Annotated in this window: 17 protein-coding genes and 1 pseudogene; 6 read left to right on the forward strand and 12 right to left on the reverse strand. The window is 74.5% G+C overall.

The features are described 5' to 3' along the window. Window positions 1-258 precede the first annotated feature (258 nt). Window positions 259-1110 (forward strand): hypothetical protein, encoded by an 852-nt coding sequence (locus ACIPXB_RS00560; protein WP_401442641.1) that lies wholly within the window; start codon window positions 259-261, stop codon window positions 1108-1110. Window positions 1111-1122: 12 nt separating this feature from the next. Here the strand turns inward: ACIPXB_RS00560 and ACIPXB_RS00565 are convergent, their stop codons facing one another. Further along, a complete protein-coding gene (locus ACIPXB_RS00565) occupies window positions 1123-1527 on the reverse strand; it encodes a hypothetical protein (RefSeq protein WP_401442643.1) in 405 nt (134 codons plus the stop codon). Window positions 1528-2188: 661 nt separating this feature from the next. Between ACIPXB_RS00565 and ACIPXB_RS00570 the strand changes: the two genes are divergently transcribed. Further along, complete coding sequence (locus ACIPXB_RS00570; protein ID WP_401442646.1) at window positions 2189-2647, forward strand: hypothetical protein; 459 nt, start codon at window positions 2189-2191, stop codon at window positions 2645-2647. A gap of 105 nt (window positions 2648-2752) precedes the next feature. On the opposite strand, the gene ACIPXB_RS00575 is transcribed toward ACIPXB_RS00570, so the two are convergent. Genes ACIPXB_RS00575 through ACIPXB_RS00585 form a run of 3 tightly spaced genes read right to left on the reverse strand, consistent with a single transcriptional unit; the run spans window position 2753 to window position 4455 of the window. Beyond that, window positions 2753-3565, reverse strand: coding sequence for a DUF4253 domain-containing protein (locus tag ACIPXB_RS00575; protein ID WP_401442648.1), 813 nt, complete (start codon window positions 3563-3565; stop codon window positions 2753-2755). A 9-nt stretch (window positions 3566-3574) separates the two neighbouring features. Further along, the gene (locus ACIPXB_RS00580) at window positions 3575-3988 is read right to left on the reverse strand and encodes a hypothetical protein (protein ID WP_401442651.1); all 414 of its coding nucleotides are present in this window, start codon (window positions 3986-3988) and stop codon (window positions 3575-3577) included. A gap of 41 nt (window positions 3989-4029) precedes the next feature. After that, on the reverse strand, window positions 4030-4455 hold the full coding sequence (locus ACIPXB_RS00585; protein ID WP_401442654.1) for a DUF4259 domain-containing protein: 426 nt from the start codon (window positions 4453-4455) through the stop codon (window positions 4030-4032). A 298-nt stretch (window positions 4456-4753) separates the two neighbouring features. On the opposite strand from ACIPXB_RS00585, the gene ACIPXB_RS00590 reads away from it, so the two are divergent. Further along, entirely contained in the window at window positions 4754-4960 is a 207-nt protein-coding gene (locus ACIPXB_RS00590; RefSeq protein ID WP_401442656.1) for a hypothetical protein, read from the forward strand. Then, window positions 4960-5349: a nuclear transport factor 2 family protein gene (locus ACIPXB_RS00595; protein WP_401442658.1), complete on the forward strand. Its 390-nt coding sequence runs from the start codon at window positions 4960-4962 to the stop codon at window positions 5347-5349. The genes ACIPXB_RS00590 and ACIPXB_RS00595 overlap by 1 nt, the downstream gene beginning before the upstream one ends. A gap of 148 nt (window positions 5350-5497) precedes the next feature. Here ACIPXB_RS00595 and ACIPXB_RS00600 read toward each other — a convergent pair whose 3' ends face one another. The 7 genes from ACIPXB_RS00600 to ACIPXB_RS00630 form a co-directional block, all read right to left on the reverse strand. Next, complete coding sequence (locus ACIPXB_RS00600) at window positions 5498-5893, reverse strand: hypothetical protein (RefSeq protein ID WP_401442660.1); 396 nt, start codon at window positions 5891-5893, stop codon at window positions 5498-5500. A 116-nt stretch (window positions 5894-6009) separates the two neighbouring features. Further along, window positions 6010-7845, reverse strand: a complete 1836-nt coding sequence (locus ACIPXB_RS00605) for a hypothetical protein (protein ID WP_401442662.1) — start codon at window positions 7843-7845, stop codon at window positions 6010-6012. Beyond that, window positions 7842-13910: a beta-ketoacyl synthase N-terminal-like domain-containing protein gene (locus tag ACIPXB_RS00610; protein ID WP_401442664.1), complete on the reverse strand. Its 6069-nt coding sequence runs from the start codon at window positions 13908-13910 to the stop codon at window positions 7842-7844. The genes ACIPXB_RS00605 and ACIPXB_RS00610 overlap by 4 nt, the downstream gene beginning before the upstream one ends. A gap of 2 nt (window positions 13911-13912) precedes the next feature. Then, window positions 13913-15817 carry a methyltransferase gene (locus tag ACIPXB_RS00615; protein WP_401442666.1) on the reverse strand — a complete coding sequence of 635 codons (1905 nt, stop codon included), beginning with the start codon at window positions 15815-15817 and terminating at the stop codon, window positions 13913-13915. Between the two features lie 228 nt (window positions 15818-16045). Then, window positions 16046-17575, reverse strand: a complete 1530-nt coding sequence (locus tag ACIPXB_RS00620; protein ID WP_401442668.1) for an amino acid adenylation domain-containing protein — start codon at window positions 17573-17575, stop codon at window positions 16046-16048. Window positions 17576-17586: 11 nt separating this feature from the next. Further along, entirely contained in the window at window positions 17587-18957 is a 1371-nt protein-coding gene (locus tag ACIPXB_RS00625; RefSeq protein WP_401442670.1) for a condensation domain-containing protein, read from the reverse strand. Next, the gene (locus ACIPXB_RS00630; protein ID WP_401442672.1) at window positions 18954-22787 is read right to left on the reverse strand and encodes an amino acid adenylation domain-containing protein; all 3834 of its coding nucleotides are present in this window, start codon (window positions 22785-22787) and stop codon (window positions 18954-18956) included. Before ACIPXB_RS00630 ends, ACIPXB_RS00625 begins: the two co-directional genes overlap by 4 nt. Before the next feature lie 176 nt (window positions 22788-22963). On the opposite strand from ACIPXB_RS00630, the pseudogene ACIPXB_RS00635 reads away from it, so the two are divergent. Then, a pseudogene (locus ACIPXB_RS00635) lies at window positions 22964-24244 on the forward strand (LLM class flavin-dependent oxidoreductase); the annotation flags it as partial. Between the two features lie 100 nt (window positions 24245-24344). Continuing rightward, entirely contained in the window at window positions 24345-24452 is a 108-nt protein-coding gene (locus ACIPXB_RS00640) for a hypothetical protein (RefSeq protein WP_401444358.1), read from the forward strand. A gap of 115 nt (window positions 24453-24567) precedes the next feature. Here the strand turns inward: ACIPXB_RS00640 and ACIPXB_RS00645 are convergent, their stop codons facing one another. Next, window positions 24568-25449 carry a universal stress protein gene (locus ACIPXB_RS00645; RefSeq protein WP_401442675.1) on the reverse strand — a complete coding sequence of 294 codons (882 nt, stop codon included), beginning with the start codon at window positions 25447-25449 and terminating at the stop codon, window positions 24568-24570. Between the last annotated feature and the right edge of the window lie 24 nt (window positions 25450-25473).

Genomic DNA, 25473 nt, shown 5'->3' on the forward strand with positions numbered 1-25473 from the left:
CGGGCCCGCTCCCACGAGGTCGGAGAATGATCACGCCCACGGTGCGGAGGGGACTGATCGCTCCATCCGAGCCCGCAGCCTCCGAGGCCGGAATCCTCCGCGGCGTAGACGTTGCTGCTGCGGCCGACCGCCCGCTCAGCCACTGGTGACGACGGCGGCTTCGCGCCTGCTGGGCAAGAGTCGCCGAGCGTCCATCAGGATCGGCCTTTTTCTCCAACCGTGTTACGGGCAGCGCTTGTCGGGGAGAGGATCGGCAGTATGCCGACTGACAGCCTCCTGCGAATCGTCACGTTCAACACCTTGTTCGGCGGTCACGCCGACGACGGTCTTGGCCCGGCGGACCGGTGGGATGCCCAGATGGCCTTCCTTTGTTCGCTTCGACCGGACGTCCTGGCGCTGCAGGAGTGCAACTTCTTCGACCTCCTGGGCCGGCGGCGCTTGCACCGTGCCGTTGCCGATCTCGACATGACCCGGGGCTTCCTCGCCGAGGCCAACTCCACCACCAGTGACCATCGCTTCCATTCCGCGATCCTGACTGGCAGCACGGTGGGCGTGGTCGCCGAGGGCTCCGACCGGGCCCGATACCACCACGTCCTGGGCTGGGCGAACCTGGTTGCGCCCGGCCTGGAGCGGCCGATCGAGCTGCGCAACCTCCACCTTGATCCCTTCGATCCGCGGAACAGGGCAAGGGAGGTGGCCCCGTTGGAGGTCCTGGCCGCCCCCAGGCGGCTGTCGCTAGTCGTCGGCGACATCAACACGATCGGGCTCGGGTTCCCGGAGCCTGACTGGTCCCAACTGCCGGCTCACCTGCTCAACGGACACCTGCGGGCGCCGGGACAGGGCGAGGGGTCCGATCGGGAGGCGCTGGAGTTGCTCGACCGCGCGGGGTTCGTCGACGCCTCCAGCCGTTTCGGTCAGGAGGATGTGCCCACGGCAGCGTTCGGCGTCGGCGACGTACCCCGACGCCAGGACATCGTGCTGGTCAGCCCCGCTCTGGCTCCTGCTCTGGTCGGCTACCGGGTGCACATAGAGCCCGTGGAGAAGGGGATGTCGGACCACGCTGCTGTCAGCGTCGACCTCGACCTGTCTCTGCTCGGCCGGCAGGAGTAGCCGCGCGGCGGGTCAGTGGCCGCTGGGGCTCAGGTGGTGGTGGGTGAGCGAGTACGCCGCCCACCGGGCTGCCTCGCACATCAGCGTCCCGCCGGGCCACTGCTCCATGGAGGGGAGCTCCAGCCCGCCCGCGCCGGAGGTGAGGGGTGGGCGGTACTCGGTGAGCTGACGGACCAGCGCGGACAGGCGCGAGTCGTCCTCAAGATCGTGCCGTCGGTCCGCCAGGGCCCTGCGGACGGTGTCCTCGATCTGCGTCTCGCCGACCGAGCCCGGCGCGAGCGCGGAGACGATCCGCTCCACCGGAACCCCGTCCAGCTCACCCTCGAAGTTGCCCGCGTACAGGACGAGCGTCACGGTGGGCAGCGCGAAGGTGAAGGTCCCGCCGCTGTATCCCTCCGGCCACGCCGGCTCCAGCAAGGTGGCTGACCGTCGCAGTGCTCGGACCCACCGCGCGGCCCTCCACCCGTCCGACACGACGTCGGCCAACTGGCCAGCCTGCCACCAAACTTCCCGGATGTTCGCCATGGGCCCAGCCTATGGCGAACAGCAGCCCCCTGCGCGGCTCCGAGCAGTTCGCGTCAGCCGCTTACGTCGTCATCCGAGCGATTGTGGATCGTCGAGGTGGCGTCTGGAACATTGACTCCTTCGCCGTTCATTAGGCAAGTGGGGTGTCGGAGCTCAGTTTGTCGGGCTGTTGACGGCAGCAGCTCCTACTAGGTTTCCGGACCTGAGGAGTGGCCCTGCGCGACCGCTCAGGCCCGCAGCCGCAAAACCGTCGAAAACTACGTGGTCGCCGTCCTGCCCACCCTCGAAGTGTGGAGCGCCGCCGGGCTCACCGATCCCGCGAGATCACCAAGAAACACATCGAGGACGCCGTAAACCCGCTCTGCGGCGATCAGGCCCGCCGCCTGCATACATCGCTACGCTCCCTGTTCAGAGCCTCAAACGCGAGCGTCTTGTCTTTCGCGACCCCGCCCGCAGCGCCTCTCTCACCAGCATCCGACCTCCGACCGCATCGCCGACCTCCGACCGCATCGCCGGCCTCCTCGACCGCATCGACGACCCCCGCGACCGCCTCATGGTCGCCTTCGTCGCCATCTACGCCCTCCTCCCCGGACAGCTCGCCCACCTCCGGCGAACCGAGCTCGCCCTCAGCAAGGGCCGACTGGGCCTGCGTCGGCCGGGACGCATGGACCACGTCGTCTACCTCGACGCCTTCACCCTGCGCCTGGCCGCAGCATGGGAACTCCAGCGCCACCGGCGGTGGCCCGACAGCTCCAACCCCCACTTCTTCGTCACCCGCAACACCGCCGTCGACGACTCCGGCCCGTCCATCAGCGCGGGAGTGATCCAGCACCTCTTCCAGCGCGTCGGCCTGCCCGCTGGCCGCCTCCGCGTGGACCGAATCGTCGACGAGGCGCGTCACAGCGCCGACCCGGTCCGGCTGATGGAGCTCTTCGGTCTGTTCAACCGCTCCGCAACCCGCTACGTCTTGTCGGCACACCCAGACAAGAAGCACGACCCCATCACCCCGTGATGTCAGCACACGGCTGGTCACGGGTAGCGCTGACCAGGGGCTCACGAAGCGCTTGAAGATCACCTCCCGGCTGGGCCGGTGAGCATTTCCCGGGCGGGGGATGGATCAGTCCCACCAGAAGTCCCAGCTGTGGGCCCCGGTGATCCGCTCGGCGTACGCGGTCAGCGTGTACGGCCGACTGCCCTGCCAGACGTTGTCCGGGCAGAAAGCGAAGTGCTCGGCCGCGACCAGGAGGGCGTCTTCCTCGTTCATCGGCGGGGTGGCGACGCTGAGGTGCAGTGTGGAGAAGCCGACCGCGATGACACGGGCGCCGAATCGGTGCTCCCAGTCGCGGATGACCGCAGAGAACTTGGCGGTGTCGTTGTCGTAGTTAAGGGGGCCGCACCAGCCTGCAACCGTGAGGGTCTCGGAGCCGGATGCGGCCGCGACCAGTCCCAGCCGGGACTGCGGACGGTCGGTGAGAAACGCCTGAGCGTACTCGGCTGCCAGTTCGTCGGGGTCGGTCGCAGCCGACCGGGCGGGAGCGATGCCGGGCCAGGCTTGCCCGAAGGGGGCCGTTACGGCGAGGCGTCGTTTGGCGTCGAGCATGTCGTCGTCTTCATCGATGGCGGTGTACGTCGCCCACCACTCCTCGAGAAGACCAGCCGGGTCGTGGCTCGCCGGAGAAGACATCCGCTCGGGCATGAGCTCGCCCGATCCCCACGGCCGGAACTCATCATCATCCGGATCCAGCGCGTCAAGCAGCAACGGCCACAGGCCGGAGCGAGTGTGCTCGGTATGTAGCTGAGTCCATAGTCCGGCCGTGGCCGGCCGGTCACTGAGCCATAGGGGCTGCACGTCTCCATCGCCTTCGCCGGATGTGATCATCTGACCGGGCGGGAGCAGGCTCTCAAGGCTCAGTCGGGGTTCAGGGTGCACGGGTGGATGCTAGTGCTGTGGTTCGGCGGGGCCGGACACACGGTCGCGGAACTGCTGAAACGCATGCCAGCCCGACGTCTGCCCGGCAGTGATCAAGTCGCCTTCGGCACAGTCGATGACCTTGCAGCCGAGAGTCTTGGCAAGCCGGAAGACGGGTGTGAGCACGTCGTCGCCGGATCCCCGGATGTGAAGCATGATCGAGTCCACTGGGTCTTCGTCGCCGATGTTGAGTTCTATGGACCAGGTGGGTCCGAGTAGCTCTCCCCAGGTCGGGTCCGAGAGATCGGCGTCCGGGGCGGTCTGGGCGACGGCCGCGAGCACGTCGTGGAGGCGGCCGAGCGGGGGCGAGGTGTGATCGCCTGGGATCTCTTGGAACGAGGTCACGTTGTCGGGTAGGCGGAGGAGAAGTACATCCCAGCTCATGGCGGCCTTCCGCATGGAATCAGGTAGTGGTTGTGGTGCGGTCAGATAAGGCTGAGCTGTTCTCCGGGCGGCTGCGGCAGGAGCACGCTCTGCAGGCGACGGATATTCGCGCGCCAGGGGCCGCCATCCGATTCCGCCCATAGGTCCATCAGCTCGGACGGGTCGGTCATGACGCGGTCAAGGGCCTGAAGGGCGAGATCGCGCAGGCCGGTGAGATCAGGAAGGGGCTCTTCCGGCCCATACACAGGATCGGCAGGCTCACCGCCAGGGCATTGCGCGGCGACGAGGGCGGCCGCAGCAACGGCCTGCTCAGATGCGCGTGCGTCCAGATCGCCCGCGGTGTCGATCACACGGGTGAGGATGCCGCAGACGATGCCTTCACGTTCGCCTGCGGCTGCCTCGTCGAGGTCGTCACAGAAGTCCGCTGCGGTGTCGTTATCGAAGGAGCCGACATCCCAAGTGCCCATGGTCTCTCCAGATCAATCTTGGACTTGACCGAGGCAGCCTGACAGAGGCCACTGACAGTGCACATACCCGGGCACGCGAACCTACGTCAGGCCGCACGCGATCGGGCGTAGTCTGCCATCGGTTCCCTTCCTGAGCCCTCCAGGATTCGGCGAACCCGTCGGATTCCGGTTAACGGTTAGCGCATGGTGTGCCCGAAGATTTCCGACGGCAGCCTCGTCACCGTCCACCGGCAAACGATGCGCAAGGCAGCCACCGCGGCCGTGCTACCTGCTGAGCTACTGCGAGTTACTCGCGCACTTGGTCGAGTTCGAGCCGTTCCTGGTCTTCGGGGCGTCCCCGATGTGGGAAACGGTCTACGTGACCGCGAGCATGCTCATGGGCGCACTCCTGTACTTCCTCGGACGCCGCCTGCACGGTCCCGCCTGGCTTCTGACCCTCCACCTGCACCACACCCGCGGGCTCCGCCCGGACCGGAGCGCACACCTGAAGCGAAAGGACGGATGATGGGCAAGAACACCCGGACGCTGCAGAGCTTTTTCGCCTTGATCGAGTCGGGCGCGATCGAGGAGGCGCTCGAACTGATCGACCCCGAGCTGGTCATCCATGAGGCGGAGAGCCTGCCCTACCCGGGGGATTTCCACGGCCCCGCGGGCTTCGTGCAGCTGGCCGAGAAGGTCTTCGGCCTGGCCGACCTGAGCATCAGCGACGTGAGGCTGCTTGAGGACGGTGACACGGTCGTCTCACGGTCCAGGGCCACGTTCACCGCCCGCGCCACGGGGCGGGTCCTCGAAACCGAGGTCGTCGAGCTCTACACGTTCCGTGACGGGCGAATAGCGGATATCGACGCCTTCTACAAGGACACCCACGCGGTGGTCGAGCTCCTGGGGTCGTGAGCGCAGCCGACGGCGCCCGGCGGGGACGAGTCGGGGCCGGGCGCCCCCTGCCCGGACCCGTCCCGGACCGGTTAGCGGAGTTCGTCGCGGCCCGGCCCCGCCAGGGTCCGGGCCGGCTCCTGTGCGGTCGGTGCGGGCCCCGGTCTCCCTAGCAGTGCGGGACGCGCACCTGGTAGGAGACCTTGTTGGCCGAGATCCATCCGGACACCCGGGCGGACTTGCCGCCCTGCGGCAGGATCCCGGGCGCGCTGACGAAGAACCAGCGGTTGGTGCCGTTGGACCAGGCGCCGTCCGCCCAGCACTGCATGTGCACCTTGGTGCCCGTCCAGATGGTCCCCATGTGGTTCTGCGGGGTGGAGCCGAATATGGACGCGTAGGCGAAGGCGACGCCGTTGGTCGTGGGGAGCCGGGTGCTCGCGCCGCCGCCCGGGTTGTCCACGGCCGACGCGGGGCCGGCGGCGGCCGCCAGGGCGAGTACGGCGGCGCACGCCCCGAGCGCGGCCGTCCGCCGCGGACGCCCCGACTGTGCCCGGTCTCGCTTCATGTGACGACTCCTCAAGTTTGGTGGGAGGATCTTGCCGCGACTCACGATCCGCGACGTTCCCGCCTCCTCACCACCCGCGCACGCCTTACCGAACCCTTACGGGGCCGGCGGGTCGGTCAGCCCTCGACCGGCGTCCCTCCGGCGAGTTCGGCGATGTAGTCCGGTCCCGCCAGCGCCCCCCGCGCCAGAGCGGCCGGGAGGTCCATCAGGCCCAGGACGGCCTTCGTCCGCGGCACCAGCGCCCGGCAGGCGGCGGCCGAGGAACTCGGCAGGCCGCGCGCCTCGGCCGCGGTCAGCAGGCCCTCCTGGAGGAACCAGCCCGCGTCCCGCTCCACCTCCTCCAGGCAGAACAGTTCGAAGAGCCCGGCCCGGACGGCCGCCGCGTCCGCAGCCGCTTCCCCCTCCTCGGAACACGCACGGCCGGCCGCCGCGGCAGCCGCGTCCGCCTCGGAGCGGACGGCCTCCGCGGTCACCCGCGCCACGTGGGCGTCCGCGAAACGCCGGGCCAGGTCGCTCGACGCGTCCCAGACCGCGAAGGGGTCGGCGCCACCGGCCGCGCCCTCCTCCAGGGCGGCGCGCAACCGCGCGTGCAACAGGTGCTCGCGGGCGCGGAAGAGCCGGATCCACCGGCCGCCGCCCGCACCGCCCCCGGGCCGCGGCGGCGCGTAGCCGGCGCCCGCCGCCATGGAACGGGCCGCATCGAGCAGGATGAGCAGGTTGTCGCCGCCCGCGGACCGGAAGGCGAGCGCCAGCGCGTGGTAGTCCAGCAGCCGGTTCTCGGAGAAGAACGCCGCCGCCCCGGCCGCCGCGCGGCTGAGCGAGACGGCCTCCTCGGCGAGCCGGTCGGTGGCGGCCTTGGCGAGGGCCACGCGGCGCATCACGGCGGCGTCCGGACCGCCGCCCCGCCCGCCACCGTCCCGCAGGGCCCAGGCGTCGCCCGTGACGGACCGGGCCAGGACGGTGGCCGCGTACGCCCGGGCGGCGGCGCCGAACAGGCTCCGCCGCTGGTTGAGGTGGGCGAGGGCGGGGACCCGCCGCCCGGTCGGGCGGTCGTACGTCCGGCGCCGTCCCGCGTGGTGCAGGGCGATGGCCACGGCGGCGCGGGCGGCCGCGGCGAGCCCCGCGGTGACGGCTCCGCAGGCGAACCGGCTCATGCCGAGGCTGCGGGCCGTACGCGCCCCGGGATCCGCCAGCGGGTCCCGGAAGGTGCCGTCGGCGTCGACGCCCGCTCCGTCGGCCAGCCAGCGGTGGTACGGCACCCGCACCCGGTCGAACGACACCGACGCGTAGTCGAGCGGGAGCAGGGCGGTGGGCGGCCGCCGCGCGATGCGCACTCCGGGGGCCGGCCCGCCGGCGTCCCGGAGCGGCACGAGGAAGAGGAAGGTGCCGCGGTCCGCCCCGCCGGTCCGCAACCGGGCGCTGACCACGGCCAGCCGCGGCACGCCGGGCAGTCCGACGTTCACGGGGTACTTGGCCGCCGCCGGGTCCGGGGTGTGCAGGACGAACCCGCGGGTCCGCGGGTCGTACGACGCCTCGGTACGGATGTCCGCCGCGCTGCTGCCCTGGCCCAGTTCCGTCATCAGCGCGGCTCCCACCGCGCCGCCGGAGTTGAGCGCGGCGAGGTCGGCGCCGGCCGCGCCGTAGTCGAGCGCGGGGCCGACGGTCATGCAGTGGTGGAGGAACATCACGTGGAAGAGGACGGGGTCGGCCATCGCGGCGAGTTCCAGCAGGGCGCGCAGCCGCCGGTGGTCGGCGAGCAGCGGCCTGCCGTGGTCGAGGGCCGCCGTGATGCGGCGCAGGGCGTCGTAGGCCCGGGCCGCGGGCTCGGGCCCGGCGGCGGCAGCCGCGGCGTACGGGTCGAAGGCCGGATCGGCGAGCGACCCGGCGAGCGACTCGGCGAGCAGCTCGACCAGGTCCGGGTCGCCGGGGCCGCTGAAGGTGTCGGTCGTCATCGCTTCCTCGGAGGGGGCGGCGCCCACCGCGCCGCGATCCACCGGCCCACGGCGGCCGCGGTCGAGGCGGCCTGGGGCGCGTCCATCATCGTGAAGTGGTCCCCGTCCGCCACGGCGACGGTGTCGGCGCCGTGCCGGCGGGGCGGGGCCTGGTCCGGGGGAGTGCCCGGGAGCGGCAGTGCGGCCCGGACCAGGAGCGTGGGGGTGGCGACGGGCCGCCCGGGCGGCAGCGCGGCGAGCAGGCGGAAGTAGGCGCCGGCCGCCGTCAGGCGGGTGGTCCCGGGGTCGGAGGAGCCCGTACCGTCCGACCGGTCCGACCGCCGCAGGAGGGCCGCCCGGAGGTACCGGGGCAGCAGGTCGGAGCGGAACTCCTCGTCGTCGCGGAAGGTGTCCAGCAGCACCAGCCCCGCGGGGGGAGCGCCGGTCCCGGCCAGCCGGGCCGCCAGGGACCGGGCCAGCAGGCCGCCGGAGGAGTGCCCGCACAGGACGTACGGGGTACCGGAGCCGAGCCGGGCGAGGGCGTCGGCATGCGCGGCGAGCAGCGCCTCGGCGTCCGCCGGGAGACGCTCGCCCGGCCGGAACCCCGGGTTGGGGAGGGCGAGTACGGGGTGGTCGCCGGGCAGCGCCCGGGCGAGGGCCGCGTACTCGTGCGGACCTCCGGCCGGCATGGCGGAGGGCAGGCACACCAGGACCGGCCCGCGGTGCTCAGCCCCGCTTCCCGCGGCGTCCATGCCGGCGGCGCGCAGGGTGACGGGCCGGGGAAGGTGCGCGGCACGCTCCGCGGCGGAGAACGCGGGGCGCAGCAGGGCGGCGTCACCGATGAGGCGGAGGGCGACCTCCGCCCGGCCGTCGGCCATCGCCCGGTGCACCAGTCCGCTCAGCGCGTCGGGCAGTTCGGTCGGCTCGGACGGCTCCGGCCGGGAGTCCCGGTCCCGGTCCGGCTCCCTCGCCCCGGCCGGGGACGGCACGGAGGCCGCCCGGTGGGACAGGTACCGGGCCAGGGCTGCCGGAGTGGGGTGGTCGATCACGGCGGTGGCGGCCAGCCCCACGCCCAGGTGCAGGGCGAGCCGGCTCCGCAGCCGGGTGGCGGACAGCGAGGTCATGCCGGCGGCGAAGAGGTCGTCCTCGGCCGACGGCCCTGCCCCGGCCCGGTGCCCCAACACCTCGCCGGCGAGCGCCCGTACGAGGTCCAGCAGGGACTCCGGATCCGCCGCCTCCGCCCCCGCGGAAGGCACGGCGGACGGCTCGGAGGCCGGCCCGGGAACCGGGCCGGGTGCGGTGGCGGGCCGCCCCGCCGGGGTCAGCCAGTACCGCTGCCGCTGGAAGGGGTAGGTGGGCAGCTCCGGGGCGTCGGCCCCGGGCCGGGCGGCGGGCAGGGCCGGCTCCCAGTCGACGGGTACCCCGTGGACGAACGCCTCCGCGGCGGACAGCAGGAACCGGTGCGGGCCCCCGTCCCGCCGCCGCAGGGTCGGCACGGCCGCGACCGCCGTCCCGGCCGTCCCGGCCGCTCCGGCCGCCTCGGCGGTCTCCAGCACCGCATGGGTGAGCAGGGGGTGCGGGCTGACTTCGACGAAGGCGGTGCACCCGTCGGCGAGGGCCGCGCGGACGGCGCGCTCGAACTCGACAGGTCGGCGCAGGTTCTCGTACCAGTACTCGGCCGTGAGGGACGTGCCGGTGTCCAGGCGGGCCCCCGTCACCGTCGAGTAGAAGCCGGTCCGGGCCCGCCGGGGCCGGATCGCGGCCAACGCGGTGGTGAGAGGCTCGCGCAGCCCTTCGACGGCGGCGGTGTGCGAGGCGTAGCGGACCGGGATCACGGTGGCCTTGATGCCGTCCGCGGTCAGCTCCGCCACCAGCTCCCCGACCGCCGCCGGGTCGCCGGCCACCACCGTCGAGCGGGGCCCGTTCACCGCGGCGACGGCCGGCTTCCCGCCACCGGGTCCGTGCGACCGCGCCAGCCGGTCGGCGGTGTCCGCGAGGGAGAGCGCCACGCCGGCCATCGCCCCGGCCGGCAGGGTGCGGACCATCGCCGCCCGGCGGGCGAGGACGGCGGCGGCCTGCGGGAGGGTGAGCGCCCCCGCCACGTACGCGGCGGCGATCTCGCCCTGGCTGTGGCCGATGACCGCGTCGGGCCGCACACCGTACGAGCGCCACTGCGCGGCGAGCGAGACCATGACCGTGAAGAGGGCGGTCTGCGCCACGTCGTCGCGGTCGGCCGGCGGGGCGCCGGGCGCGCCGAGGAGCACGTCGCGGACGGACCAGTCCTGGTACGGGGCGAAGGCCCGCTCGCAGGCGTCCAGGGACTCGGCGAAGACGGGTGAGGCGGCGTGGAGTTCGGCGGCCATGCCGGGCCACTGGGAGCCCTGGCCGGGAAAGACGAAGACGGTACGGCCCTGGGCCCGGGCCCGTCCGGTGATGACGTGGGGGGCCCACCGGCCCTCGGCCACGGCCCGCAGCCCGTCCTCCAGCCCGCCGTCCGCCGGCCAGCCGTCCGCCGGCCCGTCGGCACCGCCGGGGACGATCACCGCGCGGTGTTCGAACAGCGCGCGCCCCGTGGCGAGTCGGCGGGCGGTCGCCGGGTCCGCGGCGACCCCGGCCCGCACGAGGCCGGCGGCTGCCTGCCGCAGGGCCGGCCCGGTACGCGCGGACAGCACCCAGGGCGCCGCGGGCGCCCCGCCGGTGGCGTGGGGCGGGACGGGCCCGGACGGCCGTGCCCCGACCGCGGCCGCGCCCGGGGGCTCCTGGAGGACGGTGTGGGCGTTGGTGCCGCTGATCCCGAAGGCGGACACCGCCGCCCGCCGGGTCCGGGTCCCCCTCGGCCACGGCCGTGCCTCGCGCAGCAGGCGTACGCCGCCCCCCTCCTCGACGGCCGCGGCGGGCCGGTCGGCGTGGAGGGTCCGCGGCATGGCCTCGTACCGGAAGGCCTGGACCACCTTGATGACGCCCGCCAGGCCCGCGGCGGCCTGCGTGTGCCCGATGTTCGACTTGACCGACCCGACGGCCAGCGGCGGCCCTCCCGCGCGGTCCCGGCCGTAGGCGGCCAGCAGTGCCCCCGCCTCGATCCGGTCGCCCAGCGGGGTCCCGGTCCCGTGCGCCTCGACCATGTCGACGTCCGCGGGTGACAGGCCCGCATCGGCCAGGGCCAGCCGGATGACCTGCTGTTGGGCGCTGCCGCTGGGGGCGGTCAGGCCGTTGCTCGCGCCGTCCTGGTTGACGGCGGACCCCGCGATCACCGCGAGCGGCACCCGGCCGGCCCGCCGGGCGTCGGAGAGGCGTTCCAGCACCAGGACGGCGACGCCCTCTCCCCAGCCCGCCCCGTCGGCCTCCTCGGCGAAGGCCTTGCACCGGCCGTCCCCGGACAGGGCTCCCTGGCGGCCGAAGTCGACGAAGGAGGCGGGGGTGGACATGACCGTGGCCCCGCCGGCCAGGGCCAGCCGGCATTCGCCGCGGAGCAGCGCCTGCCGGGCCAGGTGCAGGGCGACGAGGGAGGAGGAGCAGGCGGTGTCGACGGTGAGGGCCGGCCCGGTCAGCCCCAGGACGTACGCCAGCCGGCCGGAGGCCACGCTCGCGGCGTTGCCGGTGAGGAGGACCCCGTCGTAGGACCCGGGGGACTCGGTCACGCGCGGGGCGTAGTCGGAGCCCATCATGCCGATGTAGACACCGGTCGGTCCGAACTGTACGGGCGGGCCGGGCGGGGTGGCCGGTTGCGGCGCCGGCCGCCGCAGGGCGGCCGGGTCGATCCCGGCGCGTTCCAGCGCCTCCCAGGCGGTCTCCAGCAGCAGCCGCTGCTGCGGGTCCATGGCCGCGGCTTCGTGCGGCGCGATGCCGAAGAACCCGGCGTCGAACCCGGCGGGGTCGGCGAGGAAGTGCCCCCGGCGCGCCGGGGTGGCCCCGGGGTGGTCCGCACCGGGGTGCCGCAGCGCTTCCAGGTCCCAGCCGCGGTCCTCCGGGAACTCCGCCACCGTCTCCGCACCGTCCGCGAGGAGTCGCCACAGGCCGTCGGGGCTCGTGACACCCCCGGGGAACCGGCAGCCGACACCGGTGATCACCACCGGATCGGCGGGCTCCGCCGCGGGCGCAGGCGCAGGCGCAGACGTGAGCGCAGGCGCGGGCGCGGGAGCCGCGGCCGTGACCGCCTCCTCGGCGAGCGACAGGAGATGGGCCGTCAGGGCGCGCTCCGTCGGATGGTCGAAGGCCGCGGTGCCGGCGAGCGGCAGCCCGGTGGCCGCGGCCAGCAGCCCGGTCATCCGGACCGAGGCGAAGGAGCCGACACCGCGGTCACGGAAGGCGGTGTCCGGCCCGCCCGGTGCGGAGCCGGCGGTCCCCGTCACCCGGCGCACCGCGTCCTCGACCAGCTCGCGCGCCCGGCGCGGGCGTTCGGCCATGGGGAGCGAGGCGAGCCGGCCGGCGGGGGACCCGGCCGACCCTCCGCCGGCGGACTCCCCGCCGGCCGGCTCCGGCGGCGTGGCCGCCACCAGCGCGGCCAGCGCCGCCCGAGCCACCTTCCCGGTGGGAGTCAGCGGCACCTCGTCGACCACCAGCAGCTCCAGCGGCCACTTGTACTCCGCGACCCCGAGCCCCCGCAGGTGCGCCCGGACCTCGTCCAGCCCCAGCTCCGCCCCCGGCCGCAGCGCGACCACCAGAGCGGGCACCTCCCCGAGCCGCGCGTCCGGCCGGGCCGCGACGGCCTGCGCCCTCACCGCGGGCAGGGCGCCCAGCAGGCCCTCCACCTCCGAGGCGCTGAACTTGAGCCCGCCGACATTGATCAGTTCGGCCTGGCGGCCCCGGAAGGCGAAGGTCCCGTCGGGGTTGCGCGAGGCCCGGTCGCCGGTGCGCAGCCAGCCGTCCGGCGTGAGCGCGGCCCGGGTGGCCTCGGGGTCGTCGAGGTACCCGCGGAACAACTGCGGTCCACGGAACTGCAGTTCACCGGTCTCGCCGTCCGGGCACGGCGTCCCGTCGGGCGCGACCACCCGGGCCGCGCTGCCGGTCACCGGCCGGCCGATGCTCCGTACGGCCGCCTCCGGCGGGTCCTCGGGCCGGGTGTACATCCCGGCGCCCAGCTCCGACATGCCCCACTGCACGACGGTACGCGCGCCCAGCCGGCCCTCCGTCTCGGCGACCAGGTCGGCGGGCACCGCCGCCCCGCCGGTCCGGACCTCCCGCAGGCGGACCGGTCCGGGCCGCCGCACCAGGTCGCGCAGGTGCGCGGGTACGGCGAACAGCGTGGCCGGCCCGCCCGGTCCGGCGGCGTGCAGCCCGTGCAGGGCCGCCACGTCCCAGTGGGGCAGCAGGGCCTGCTGCGCGCCGGTGAGCAGCGCCAGGTGCACGGTGAGCAGGCCGAACAGGTGGCTGAAGGGGGCGGCGCTGATGAGCGGGCTCCCGGGACCGGCCCCGCCGTCCCGGGCGACGGTGAGCGCGTTGTCGAGCAGGCCGCCATGGCTGTGCAGGCACAGCTTGGGGCGGGCCGAGGTGGTACCGGAGGAGGCCAGCAGCACGAACGGCTGGTCGGGGGTGAGCCGGTGCTGCCGCGGGCGGGCACCGGCGTGCTCGCGTACGACCGCCTCGTACGAGTGCACGGCGCCGGCGGCGGCCGCCCTGCCGTCGGTCCGGCCGCCGGCGGGGCCCGGGCCACCGACGAGCAGGACCTGTCCGACGACCCCGCCGGGCAGTCCCGCCAGGGCGTCCGCCCGGGTCACCAGGAGCCGGGCCCGGGCCCGCCGCAGCAGCGCCGCCGCCTCCCGGGCGCCGAGGGCCGCGTGCAGGGGGAGCATGACGGCGCCGAGGTCCGCGATCGCGGTGTGCGCGGTGAGGAACTCCCAGGAGTTCGGGAGCCGGACGGCCACCACGTCACCTGCCGCGACGCCGAGCCGCTGGAGGCCTGCGGCCAGGGACCGGGACTCCTCCCGCCACTCCCGCCAGGTCCAGGTGCGCCGTGCGTCCCGCACCGCGCACCGGTCGGCGCCCGCGGCCACGGCCTCGGAGAAGAGGTCGGGGAGGGTCCGCCACGGGGCGGCGCCGGGTCGCGGAGCGGGCGGTGCGACGAGGTAGTCGGCGGTGGTGACGGCCATGCTCACTCCGCGACGGGGACGCGGTCGGGGACTGGAACAGGGACGGGGACGGGGACGGGGACCGGGCCCGGGGTCCGGCCGGCGGGCACGGCGGACACTTCCCGGCCCGGCGTGGCGGCGGCCGCCGCACCGGCGGCCGCGGCCCGACGGGCACGGAGCAGGAACCCGTCCAGCGGCAGCGGATGAACCGCCTCCAGCACGAACCCCGCGGCCGCCAGCAGCCCGCGGTAGTGGCCGGCTGTCCGTTCCCGGCCGCCCACGTTGCAGAGCATGTGGACGTCCCACGCGGGCGTCAGCGAGGGCCGCGAGTCCTCGGGCAGCAGCCGCTCGACGACGTAGAGGTGCGTGCCGGCCCGCATGGCGTCGGCGCAGCGGCCCAGGATCACGGCGCACTGTTCGTCGTCCCAGTCGTGCAGCACCCGCGCCAGCAGGTAGGCGTCCGCTCCCGCGGGCACGGCCTCGGTGAAGTCGCCGGCCACGAGCGTGCAGCGGTCGGCGCAGCCCGCGAGCCGCAGCCGCTCGCGGGCGGCGTCCAGGGTGACGGCCCGCTCCAGGAGCACTCCCCGCAGGCGGGGGTGGTGGGCCAGCACCCGGGCCAGCAGCTCCCCGTTGCCCCCGCCCACGTCCACCACCTCGGTGGCACCGGCGAGGTCGAGCAGACCCGGCACGGGGCCGAACATGGCACCACCGGCGGCCATCGCCCGGTCGAAGAGGTCCGCGAGCCCGGGGTCGGCGGCGAAGTGGTCGAAGTGGTGGCGCCCGTAGAGGTGGGTGAAGGCGTCCGTGCCGGTGCGCACGGCATGGCCGAGTTCGCCGAAGGAGCGGTAGAACGGCCCGCCGTACATGAGGGCCAGCGGGCGCATCGACCCCGGCTCGCCCGCGCGCAGCAGCGCGCCGGTGGCGGTGAGGCGGTAGCCCCCCGCCTCCCACTCGACCAGGCCGAGACCGGCGAGGTAGCGGAGCAGCCGGCCGAGCGCATCCGGGTCGGCCGCGACCAGTGGGGCGAGTGCGGCGGCGGACAGGCCGGGGCCGGCGGAACCGGGCGGCGCAAGGTGGTCGGCGATCCCCGACTCCGCGGCGACCGCGACCGCCTGGGTGGCCCACGCCCCCGTCATGATCTCCAGGAGCCGGCGGGCGGGATCCGCCCCGGCGTCGGCTGGCGGGAGCGGGAAGGGGCCGTACCCGCCACCGGGAGGGTCGCCGACCGGCCCGGTGACGGTGAGCTCCAGCCGACGGGCGAAGGGGGGCACCCGCACCTCCGCGCCGGCCGCGCCAACCGCGCCGGCCGCGCCGTCCCCGCCCGGCGGGCCGTCGACCCGGTAATAGGAGACGCTCGTGCCCTCGCCGGGGTTGTGGCCACCGCCGTCCGGACGCAACCCGGCCCCGACGAGCGTCCCCCGAAGCCCCTCCAGCACCACCGGATCCGCGTCCGCCACCGCGAACGCCACATGGGACTCGTTGCGTTCGGCACGCTCCCGGGCGGCGATCTCCGACCGCCGCTTCCCGCCACCACCGCCCGCCAGCGCGAAGACCTCCACCTCGTACGGCCGGCCACCGCCGACCGCGGCCCGCAGGATGACCACGTCCAGCTCGGCCGGATCCAGCCCGTGCCGGCGGGCGAGCCGGGCCCGCACCACCGTGCTCGGCGTCACCGCCCCGGCCCGCAGCCCCATGGCCCCCAGGGCCTCCCGCAGCCCGGCGATCGAGGAGGGGAAGACCAGTACCGCGACATGGGCCAGGGCGCAGTACTTCCCCAGGGCCCGGCGCGGCTCGTCACCGAGACCGGGCAGCAGCTCGGACAGCACGCCCGCCGTGTCGTGGCTCCGCAGGTACTCCACGGCCTCGACGACCGCCGCCGCGTCCTCCCCGTCGAGGCCGCCCCCCGCCCGCTGGGTCTCAGCCGACACCGGCACGCCCCTTTCCCGATGTACGTGTGACGTCAGTGCTTCGCGGTACGAGGCTCGGCACACGGCACTCCGCCCGCAAGATCGCCTCTCGGCGGATGGCCGAGAACAGCCACCCCGCCGCGGCGCCACCCTACGGACCCTCCCCGCCCGGAAGTTGACCGCCGGCGCCGTGTCCTTGACCGTCCGCGCACGGTCGCGCCGGGCGTCACCGCACGGTCGCGCCGGGCCTCACTCGCCGGTGGATCCGCGCAGCGAGTGGTGGTCGATCTTGCCGTTGGGGGTCAGGGGCAGGGCGGGGAGGAAGACGTACCGGGTCGGGACCATGTGGTCGGGCAGCACCGCACCGAGGTGGGCGCGCAGGGCAGCCGGGTCGGGCCGGGCGCCGGCCGGCACCACGTAGCCGACCAGGTGGCTGTCGCCCCTGCGGTCCTCGTGCGCGAGGACGGCGCACCGGGCGACGTCCGGGTGGCCCCCCAGGACGGCGTCGATCTCGCCGAGTTCGATCCGGTGGCCCCGGACCTTCACCTGCCCGTCCGCACGGCCGACGAACTCCAGTCCTCCGGCCGCGGACCGGCGCACCAGATCTCCCGTCCGGTACATCCGCCCGCCGTCCCCCGCGAACGGATCGGCGACGAAGCGCTCCGCGGTGGCCGCCGGGTCCGACAGGTACCCGCGGGCCAGGCCCGCGCCCGCGAGGTACAGCTCGCCGGTCGCCCCGGGCGGCGCCGGGCGCAGCCGATCGTCCAGGACGTAGGCGCGCGTGTCGTCCATGGGACTGCCGATCGGCACCGTCTCGCCCACGTCCGTGACGGGGGCGCAGGTCGCGAAGGTCGTGGTCTCGGTGGGCCCGTAGACGTGCATGATCACGGTGTCCGGCAGTTGCTCGCGCGCCGTTCTCATGGCCTTCGGCGAGGCGCTCTCGCCGCCCGTCCACAGTTCTCGGAGCGTGCCGGACAGCGACGGCAGCACGGTCTCCGCCATGAGGTTGAACAGGGCGGTGGTGAGGAAGAGGCACGTGACCCCGTGCCGGGTGATCGTGCGGGCCAGGGCGTCGAGCCCGAGCGGCCCAGGAGGGGCCACCACGACGGTCCGGCCGGTCAGGAGCGGCACCCAGAGCTCGTAGGTCGAGGCGTCGAAGGCGTGCGGCGAGTGCAGCAGCACCCGTTCCTGCCCGGGGGTGCGCCACCGGTGGTCCAGGGCCAGGGCCGCCACGTCCCGCTGGGTGACGGCCACGCCCTTGGGCGCTCCGGTGGATCCTGACGTGTACACCACGTACGCCAGGTGTTCCGGGTGGGAGGCGGGGCGGCCCGGTCCGAGGTCCGGACCTCCGCCCGTCCAGCTCCCGGCGTCGTCCGCGGCCACGAGGTGGACACCTCGCGCGCCCTGGTCCCGGGCGAAGTCACCCTCGCGCGAGATCCGGTCGGTCAGCAGGATCCGCGCCCCGGTCTGCCGCATCATCAGGTTCAGCCGCTCGTGCGGGTGGTTCGACGGCAGGGCGGCGTAGGCACCGCCGGCCTTCGCCACGGCCAGCACCGCCGCCACCAGGTCGGCGGAGCGCTCCATCAGCAGGGCGACCACGCGGTCCGGCCCGGCTCCGAGGGCGGAGAGGTGGCGGGCGAGCCGTTCGGAGCGGGCGTCCAGTTCGGCGTACGTCATCCGGACGTGCCCGAAGAGCAGGGCCGTGGAGTGCGGGTGGGCCCGGACCCGCGCGGCGAACAGCTCGGACGGCGTGGCGTCGGGAAGCGGTCGGTCCGACACGGGAACCTCCCTCACATCGAGGCGGTCAGCAGGTGGGAGAGCCGGGCGGTGGGGCTTTCGGCCACGGCGTCCAGGAGGGCGAGGTATCCCGCCAGCAGCTCGTCGGCCGCCGCGGGGGCCAGGGCCGCGGTGTCGTGCTCCAGCCGTACGAGGGTGCCCTCCGCCAGCTCGGACACGCGCACGGTGAGGTCGAACCGCGCGGTGTCGGAGGGCAGCGCCTCCTCCCGCACCCGGCAGCCCGCGAGGACCAGGGAGCCCGTGCTGCCGCGCGGGTGGTGTGCCAGTACGGGCGGCACCCGGGGGCCCTCCGGCGCTCCGGGCCGGCGAAGACAGGCCGTGCTGTTCTCGTACGGGAGGTCCCTGTGCGCGTACGCGCGGCGGACGGTGGCCGCCACCCGGTGCAGCAGCGCGGTGAACGGGGGATCGCCGTCCAGGACGACGCGCAGCGGAAGGTGGTCGGTGAGGAAGCCGAGGACGTTCTCGACTCCGGCCTGTTCCCGGTGCGCGACCGGGGTGCACAGGAGCAGGTCGTCGCAGGCGCGGATTCGGCCGATGAGCGCGCCGAGGGAGGCCGCGAGGACGGTGAAGGGCGTCACGCCCTCGCTCCGGGCCAGGGCGTTCAGGCCGCCGGCGGTGGCCGGGGGCATCGGTCCCGCGATCTGGCGGCCGCCGGTCGGCCGCTCCGGAGTGCCGGCGGGCCGCGCCGCATCGGGCACGGCGGTGCCGGCGAGCTCGGCGCTCCACCAGCGGCGCAGGGCGTCCCCGCGGGGGCCGGCCGCCCTCTGGTTCTGCCAGTGGGCCCAGTCGGCGTACTGGAGCGGAAGCTCCGGCAGGTCCGGGTCCGTGCCCGACAGGGCGGCGGAGTACAGGACGCCGAGCTCCCGGAGCATGACCTCCCAGGACCAGCCGTCCGCGGCGAGCAGGTGCGCGCAGACGACGAGGAGGGACCGGCCGGGGCGGAGGGGGATCAGCGCGATCCGGGCCAGCGGGCCCCGTTCCGTGTCGAAGGGACGCTCGGCGAACCGGCGTGCGGCCGACCGGGGCTCCGCACCGAGAACGGACCCCGTGCCGGGTCGCGGAAGGAGGGTGACGGGCAGCTCCCCGGCCGGCAGCACCAGCTGCACCGTCCCCGTCCCCGTCCCCGTGGCCGACGCGTCCGGGCGGAAGACCGTACGCAGGGGCTCGTGCCGGGCGGTCAGCAGGGCCGCGGCGTGCCGCAGCGCGACCGGATCGATCGCGCCGTCGACGACGAAGCACCGCGCGGTGCTCTGGGCGTGCCCGGTCCGGTCGAGACGGTGCAACCGCAGCAGCCGGCGCTGGGCAGCGGACAGGGGGAACGGGGTTCCCCGCGGGCTGGCGGGCGCGGTGGAGGCGGTGGTCACGGCGCCGACCGACCGGGGGAGCCGCCCGAGGAGCGGGGCAGCCTGCGCGGCGGCGCGTCGGGCGCGCTGCGGGGCAGGGCCAGAGCGAGCCCGGCCACGGTGGGGTGGGCGAGCACCGTGGCCAGGTCGATCTCCCGGTTCAGTTCGAGGCCCGCACGGGCCGCGTACCGCATCGCCAGCAGCGAGTGGCCGCCGAGCGCGAAGAAGTCCTCGTGCGGGCCCACCTTGGGGAGGTCGAGCAGGTCGGCCAGGATCCGGGCCAGTACGGCCGCCTCCGCGGCGGGCACGGCGGCGGGCGGGTCGGCGGGGACGGCGCCCGGGACGGTCGCCGGCGGGGCTCCGGGAAGGTGCGCCCGGGCGCCCCGGGCACCCCCGGCACCTTCGGGCAGGTCGTCGGAGCCTGCCCCGGCCGGCAGCGGAAGACGTGACAGCGGTAGGTCCGGATCGTCCAGCACGGCGCGCAGGACCGCCGGATAGCCCTGTATGAGCCCGGCGACGAACCGCGCGTCGAGCGCCCGGGTGTCGTATTCCCAGGACAGGGTGACGCCGTCGAGTTCCGCCGACGGGTGGGGCAGCGCGGGCGCGCCGGGCGAGGCGGGGATGGCGAGCACGTTGCCGGCCCGGCGGCCCACCGCACCGTCGCCGGCCGAACGCCGCGGGAAGGCGATCACGTTCAGCTCGAACTTGGCCGATCCGGTTCCGAGTCCCTCGATGACGTCCAGTCCGAAGGGGACGGAGGTGAAGCGGTCGGGCAGCGAGTCGTGGAAGCTGAACACCGCCTGCACCAGCGGGTTGACCCCGGGAGTGCGGGCCGCGTCGGCCTGCGCGAGCACCTCCTCGAAGGGCAGCTCCTGGTGCTCCAGGGCGGCGAGCGTGGTGCGGTTCACCCGGTCGAGGAACTCGGAGAACGACGGGTCATCGGTCATGTCCCCGCGCAGGACGACGGTGTTGACGAACATCCCCATCACGCGTTCGGTGTCCTGCCACCGCCGGTTCGCCAGTCCGGATCCGACGAGCACGTCCTGGGCGCCGGTGGCCCGGTGCAGGAGGGCGAAGAACCCCGCCAGGAGGGTGGCGAAGAGGGAGCAGCCGTGGCGGCGCCCGAGTTCCTCCACGGAGCGGGCCAGGTCGCCCTCGATCTCCGTTCTGGGGGCCGCGCCCGCGGACGCGCGGTCCGCGGCGGCGCGCCGGGGCAGTGGGAGCACCGGTTGGGCGCCGGCCAACTGCCGCCGCCAGAAGCGCCGTTGCCGGTCGGCTTCCGGTCCGGCGGACCACTGCCGCTCCCACCGCGCTTGGTCGTAGTACCGCACCGGGAGCGCCGACCGCCGGGTCTCGCCGTGGCGGGCGTGGTCGAGGCAGCCCTCGACGAGGTCGTGGAGGAAGACGTTGAAGGACCATCCGTCGTGGACGAGATGGTGCTCCGAGTGGACCAGCACGTGCTCGTCCGTCCCCAGCCGGACCAGCAGCCAGCGAACGGGGGGCTCCGCGGCCAGGTCGAAGGGGCGGCCGGTGAACTCCCGGACCGCGTCGGCGAGCAGCCGGCCCTGTTCCGCGTCGCCCGCCGCCCCGGAGAGGTCGACCACTGCCGGGCTCACCTCCCACGGCTCCACCACCGTGCACCGCAGCCGGCCGTCCTCGGAGTGGAAGCGGCTGCGGAGCACCTCCTGCCGGCGGACCAGGTCGGTGAGCGACGCGCGCAGCCCCGCGAGGTCGAGACGGCCGGTGATCCGGATGGCGGCGTCGGCGTGGTAGGCGTGCGAGTCCGGGTGCAGCCGCTGCATCAGCCATACCCGTTCCTGGGCGTACGAGGGGCTGCGCCCGGGGCCGGACGGACGGCCCGCGGCGGGCCCGTCGTACGCCGCCGGCTCGGCCAGTTCCGCCAGTTCGGCCAGTTCCGCCATCGTCGCTCCGGAGAGGATGTCGGTGATCCTCAGCCGGTGCCCGGTGGCCTCGGCCACCCGGGCGGCGAACCGGGTGGCCAGCAGCGAGTTCCCGCCGAGCGCGGCGAAAGTGTCGTCCAGGCCCACCCTGTCCAGCCCGAGCACCGCGCCGGCCGTGGAGGTGAGCATCCGCTGCCCGGAGGTCCGCGGGGCGCGGTAGGGGGCGCTCACGCGCGGCTCGGGAAGCCGGGCGCGGTCCGGCTTCCCGCTCGGGGTGAGCGGCAGGTCGTCGAGGACCACGACCGTGCCGGGTACGAGGTGGGCGGGTGTCCGCGCCCTGAGCGCTGCGAGGGCGGCGGCGCCCGTGAGGGGGTGGCCGGGCAGCGGTGTCACGTAGCCGATCAGGTTGCGGTCGCCCTGGCCGGCGTCGACGGCGGTGGCGACGGCGTCCCGGACCCCGGGCACCGCCGCGAGCGCCCGCTCCACCTCGTCGAGCCGGACGCGTACGCCCCGGATCTTGACCTGGCGGTCTCGCCGGCCGAGGAGTTCGACCTCCCCGTTCGGGAGCACCCGGCCCAGGTCCCCGGTCCGGTGAAGGCGCGAGCCCGGTACGGGGGAGAGCGGGTCGGGGACGAACGCCTGGGCGGTCAGGCCGGGCTGCCCGAGGTAGCCCCGGGCCACGCCCGCCCCGCCGATGCAGATCTCTCCCGGCACCCCGGGCGGGACCGGCCGCAGATCGTCCCCGAGGACGACGGTGTACACGCCGGAGGCGGCCCGTCCGACGGGCACCCGGTGCCGCCACGTCCCTGCCCGGCCGCTCACCCGGTGCAGGGTCGCGCAGACGGTCGCCTCGGTGGGACCGTATCCGTTGAAGAGGGCCGTGCGGGTGCTCCACGCTCTTGCCGTGTCAGGGTGCAGCACGTCGCCGACGCTGCACAGTACTTCGAGGTCGTCGAGTCGTACGTCACCCAGGGTCCGCAGCGCCGAGGCCGGGAGCACGGCGTGCGTGACGCGCAGCCGGCGCAGGGCGGCGGCCAGGGGCTCCCCGGCGAGCTCGGTGTCCTCGACGGCCTCCAGCCGCCCGCCGTGTGCCAGGGCCAGGGCCAGGTCGAAGAGCGCGCCGTCGAAGGTCGGGTGCGCGTACTGGAGGACCCGGGATCCCGGCCCCAGTCCGGGGAGGCCGTCGCGCTGGAGGCGGAACAGGTTGGCCACTCCGCGGTGTTCCAGCACCACGAGCTTGGGCTCGCCGGTCGAACCCGAGGTGGGGATCACACAGGCCCGCTCCTCCGGGGCCGGCTCCGGTGCACCGAGGCCGGCGGGGTGGGCCGGGTCCGCGGGATCGGGATGCCCGCCGGGGTGCTCGGCGGGGTGCTCGGCGGTGTGCTCGGCGGGGTGCTCGGCGGTGTGCTCGGCGGGGTCCGGCCAGACCACGTGGGTGAGGCCGGGCAGCGCTGATTCCGGGCCGGCCCCGACGCACGCCGTGGCCCCGGCCCGGTGGGCGAGCGCGGCCCGCCAGGCGACCGGGTCCTCCGCCCCGAGCGGCAGGAACGCCGCGCCCGCCTTCCAGACGGCGAGGACCGCCTCGGCGAAGGCGGGGCCGCGGCCCAGGGCCAGGGCGACCAGGTCGCCGCGACGGACCCCGAGCCCGCGCAGGCGCGCGGCCAGCCGGTCGGTCCGCAGTCTCAGCCGCTGGTAGCTGACCGTGCGCTGGCCGTCCGCCAGCGCCACCGCGGCCCCGTCCGTGTCGGCCAGCCGGTCGACGCGGGCGTGCAGGGGGACCCAGTGCTCGCTGTCGGACGGCAGGGTCGGCCTCGCGGGCGGGGGCTCGGGCGCCGGTACCGCCCCGGAATCGGGAGAGTCGAAGCGGGCGAAGGCCCAGGGGCGCTGCCCCCGGAGGGCGGCCAGCAGGTGCTCGTACTCCGTACCCGACGGCAGAACCGTGTCAGTCATGACCTTCCTCGCCTCGCGGTACCCGGGCGTCCTCCGGTTCTGGAACACACCGGATCGTCATCGACCACATTTCTACCGTGACTGACAACTCCATGGCGCGAGTAGGTGAGAATCCGATCGAACGGATTCTGTCGCCTCGGGATGCCAACGCCGCCCGAACGAACGGGGGATCGCACATGCCGCGGGAGCGGGAGCGGACGCTGAAGCTGGGCGCCTCGGCCAAGGGAATGGGGTACCACGTCAACGGCTGGCGGTATCCCGGCCTGCCCACCACCGCCGACCTGGGCTTCTACCGGGAGATGGCGCGCACCGCCGAAGAGGGGCTGTTCGACCTGCTGTTCATCCCGGACCGGCTCGCGGTGGCCCTCTACGACACCCCGCCCGGCGCGCTGGGGCGGTCGGCCACCGCGACCGACCTGGAGCCGCTCACCGTCCTCGCCGCCCTGGCCCCGCTGACCAGCCGGATCGGCCTGGCCGCGACCATGTCGACCACCTTCCACGAGCCGTACCACATCGCCCGCCAGTTCGCCTCGCTGGACCACATCAGCCAGGGGCGGGCAGCCTGGAACGTGGTCACCTCCACCATGCACGAGGAAGCCCGCAACTTCGGCCTCGATGCCCTGCCGCCGAAGCCGGAGCGCTACGCGCGGGCCAGGGAGGCGGTCGCCGTGGTGACCGGGCTGTGGGACAGCTGGGAGGCCGACGCCTTCGTCCGCGACCGGAGCACGGGCGTCTACTTCGACCCCGCCAAGCACCACCCCCTCGGCCACCACGGCCCGCATTTCCGCGTCGCGGGCGGGCTGAACGTGCCGCGGCCACCCCAGGGCAGGCCCGTCGTCATCCAGGCCGGCGCCTCGCCCCAGGGCCGCGAACTGGCGGCCGAGACCGCGGAGGTCGTGTACACGGTGCAGAACGACCTGGTCGGAGCCCAGAAGTTCTACGCCTCGGTGAAGGGCCGGATGGCCGCGTACGGCAGGCGCCCGGAGGAGATGCTCGTCCTTCCCGGGATCCTGCCGGTGATCGGCGCCACGGACTCCGAGGCGCGGGACAGGTACCGGGAACTCCAGGACTCCGTCGACCCCCAGCTGGGACTCGCGCACCTCGGCCTGCTGCTCGGCGACCTGTCCTCCCACGATCTCGACGGGCCGGTCCCCGAGCTGCCCGAGGAGGCGGCGCTGCCCTCCCGCCGGCGGCTGTGGCTGGACCTGGCCCGGAGCCGCGGTCTCACACTCCGCCGGCTCTGCCAGACCACCGCCATCGCCAACGGCCATCTGGAGGCGGTCGGCACCCCGGCCCGGATCGCGGACCTGATGGAGGAGTGGTTCACCCAGGGCGCGGCGGACGGCTTCAACGTCATGTCCGCGCTGGCCCCGGACAGCCTGCGCGAGTTCGTCACGCACGTCGTCCCCGAGCTGCGACGCCGGGGCCTGTTCCGCACCGCGTACGAGGGCGCCACCCTGCGCGAGCACCTGGAACTGCCCGCGGTCCGAGGCGCCTTCGGGACCCGCCAAGGACCAGAACATCGACCTCATCGTCGTCGGCACACACGGACGCGGCCTGTCCCGCCGCCTACTCGGCAACGTCGCCCAGCAACTGGTGCGCCAACAGAGTGTGCCGGTTCTCGTCATCGGCGAGCGACGTACATCCCTTGATGAAGCCGTCTAGGAAGCGCACTCCCGACCTCGCTCGCCAAGCCGTCCGTCTGACCAGCCTCAGACCACCCCGTCCGCCGACGAGGCCACAACCAGACCGCTGCTCGACAGGAGGCGGTGGACTGTGGTCATCCCTCGCGGACCCGAACCACGGCGACCGGGCAGCGAGCATGGTGGAGCACCGCCTGGCTCACCGAGCCCAACAGCAGGCCGGCAAACCCGCCGCGTCCCCGAGCACCGACAACCAGGAGCTGCGCGGTGCCGCTTGCAGCGATCAAAGTCTCGCGGGTCGCACCGTGTACCACACGGTGCTCGACCGGAACCTCCGGGTACCTCTCCCGATGACCCGCCAGTGCCTCGGAGAGCAGCCGCTCCTCGGCTTCGGCGAGCATGCCCGGTGCGCTCGCGTATGGCTCGGCGGGATCCTGCGGCGGAGGCACGGGGGCATTCCACGTGGTCCAGGCATGCAGGGCCACGAGGCCCACGCCGCGCAGGGCGGCCTCCGCGAAGGCGAAATCCACCGCCGCCACGCCAGCACCAGAGCCGTCGACTCCGAGGACGACCGGCCCACTAGGCTCCGCCTGGTCCCGCACCACGAGTACCGGGCATCGGCCGTGCGCCGCGAGGTGCACGGCCGTGGACCCCACCAGCAGTCCGACGAATCCTCCCATGCCCCGCGACCCGACGACCACCAGCTCCGCGGCACGCGACTGTGCCTCCAGCACTGTCAGTGCCTCCCCCGTCACCACGCTGTGGGTGACGTTCACTGACGGTGCCGCGGCCCGGGCCCGTGTCACGGCCTCGGTGACGAGACCCTTCGTCATCCTCCAGATCTCACCCTCGGCCGGCGGCGGCACCGGCGGTCCCATCGGCACGCGGACCGGCGGCCAGCGGAAGACATGGACGATGCGCAGCTCCGCGTTTCGCCACTGGGCTTCCCTGGCCGCCGCCTCCGCAGCGACAAGACTCGACGCCGATCCGTCCACTCCCGCGATCACCAGACCACTCACGGGCACTCCTTCGCTCTGCCCTGC

Source organism: Streptomyces sp. NPDC090022, assembly GCF_044748145.1.
Lineage (GTDB): Bacteria > Actinomycetota > Actinomycetes > Streptomycetales > Streptomycetaceae > Streptomyces.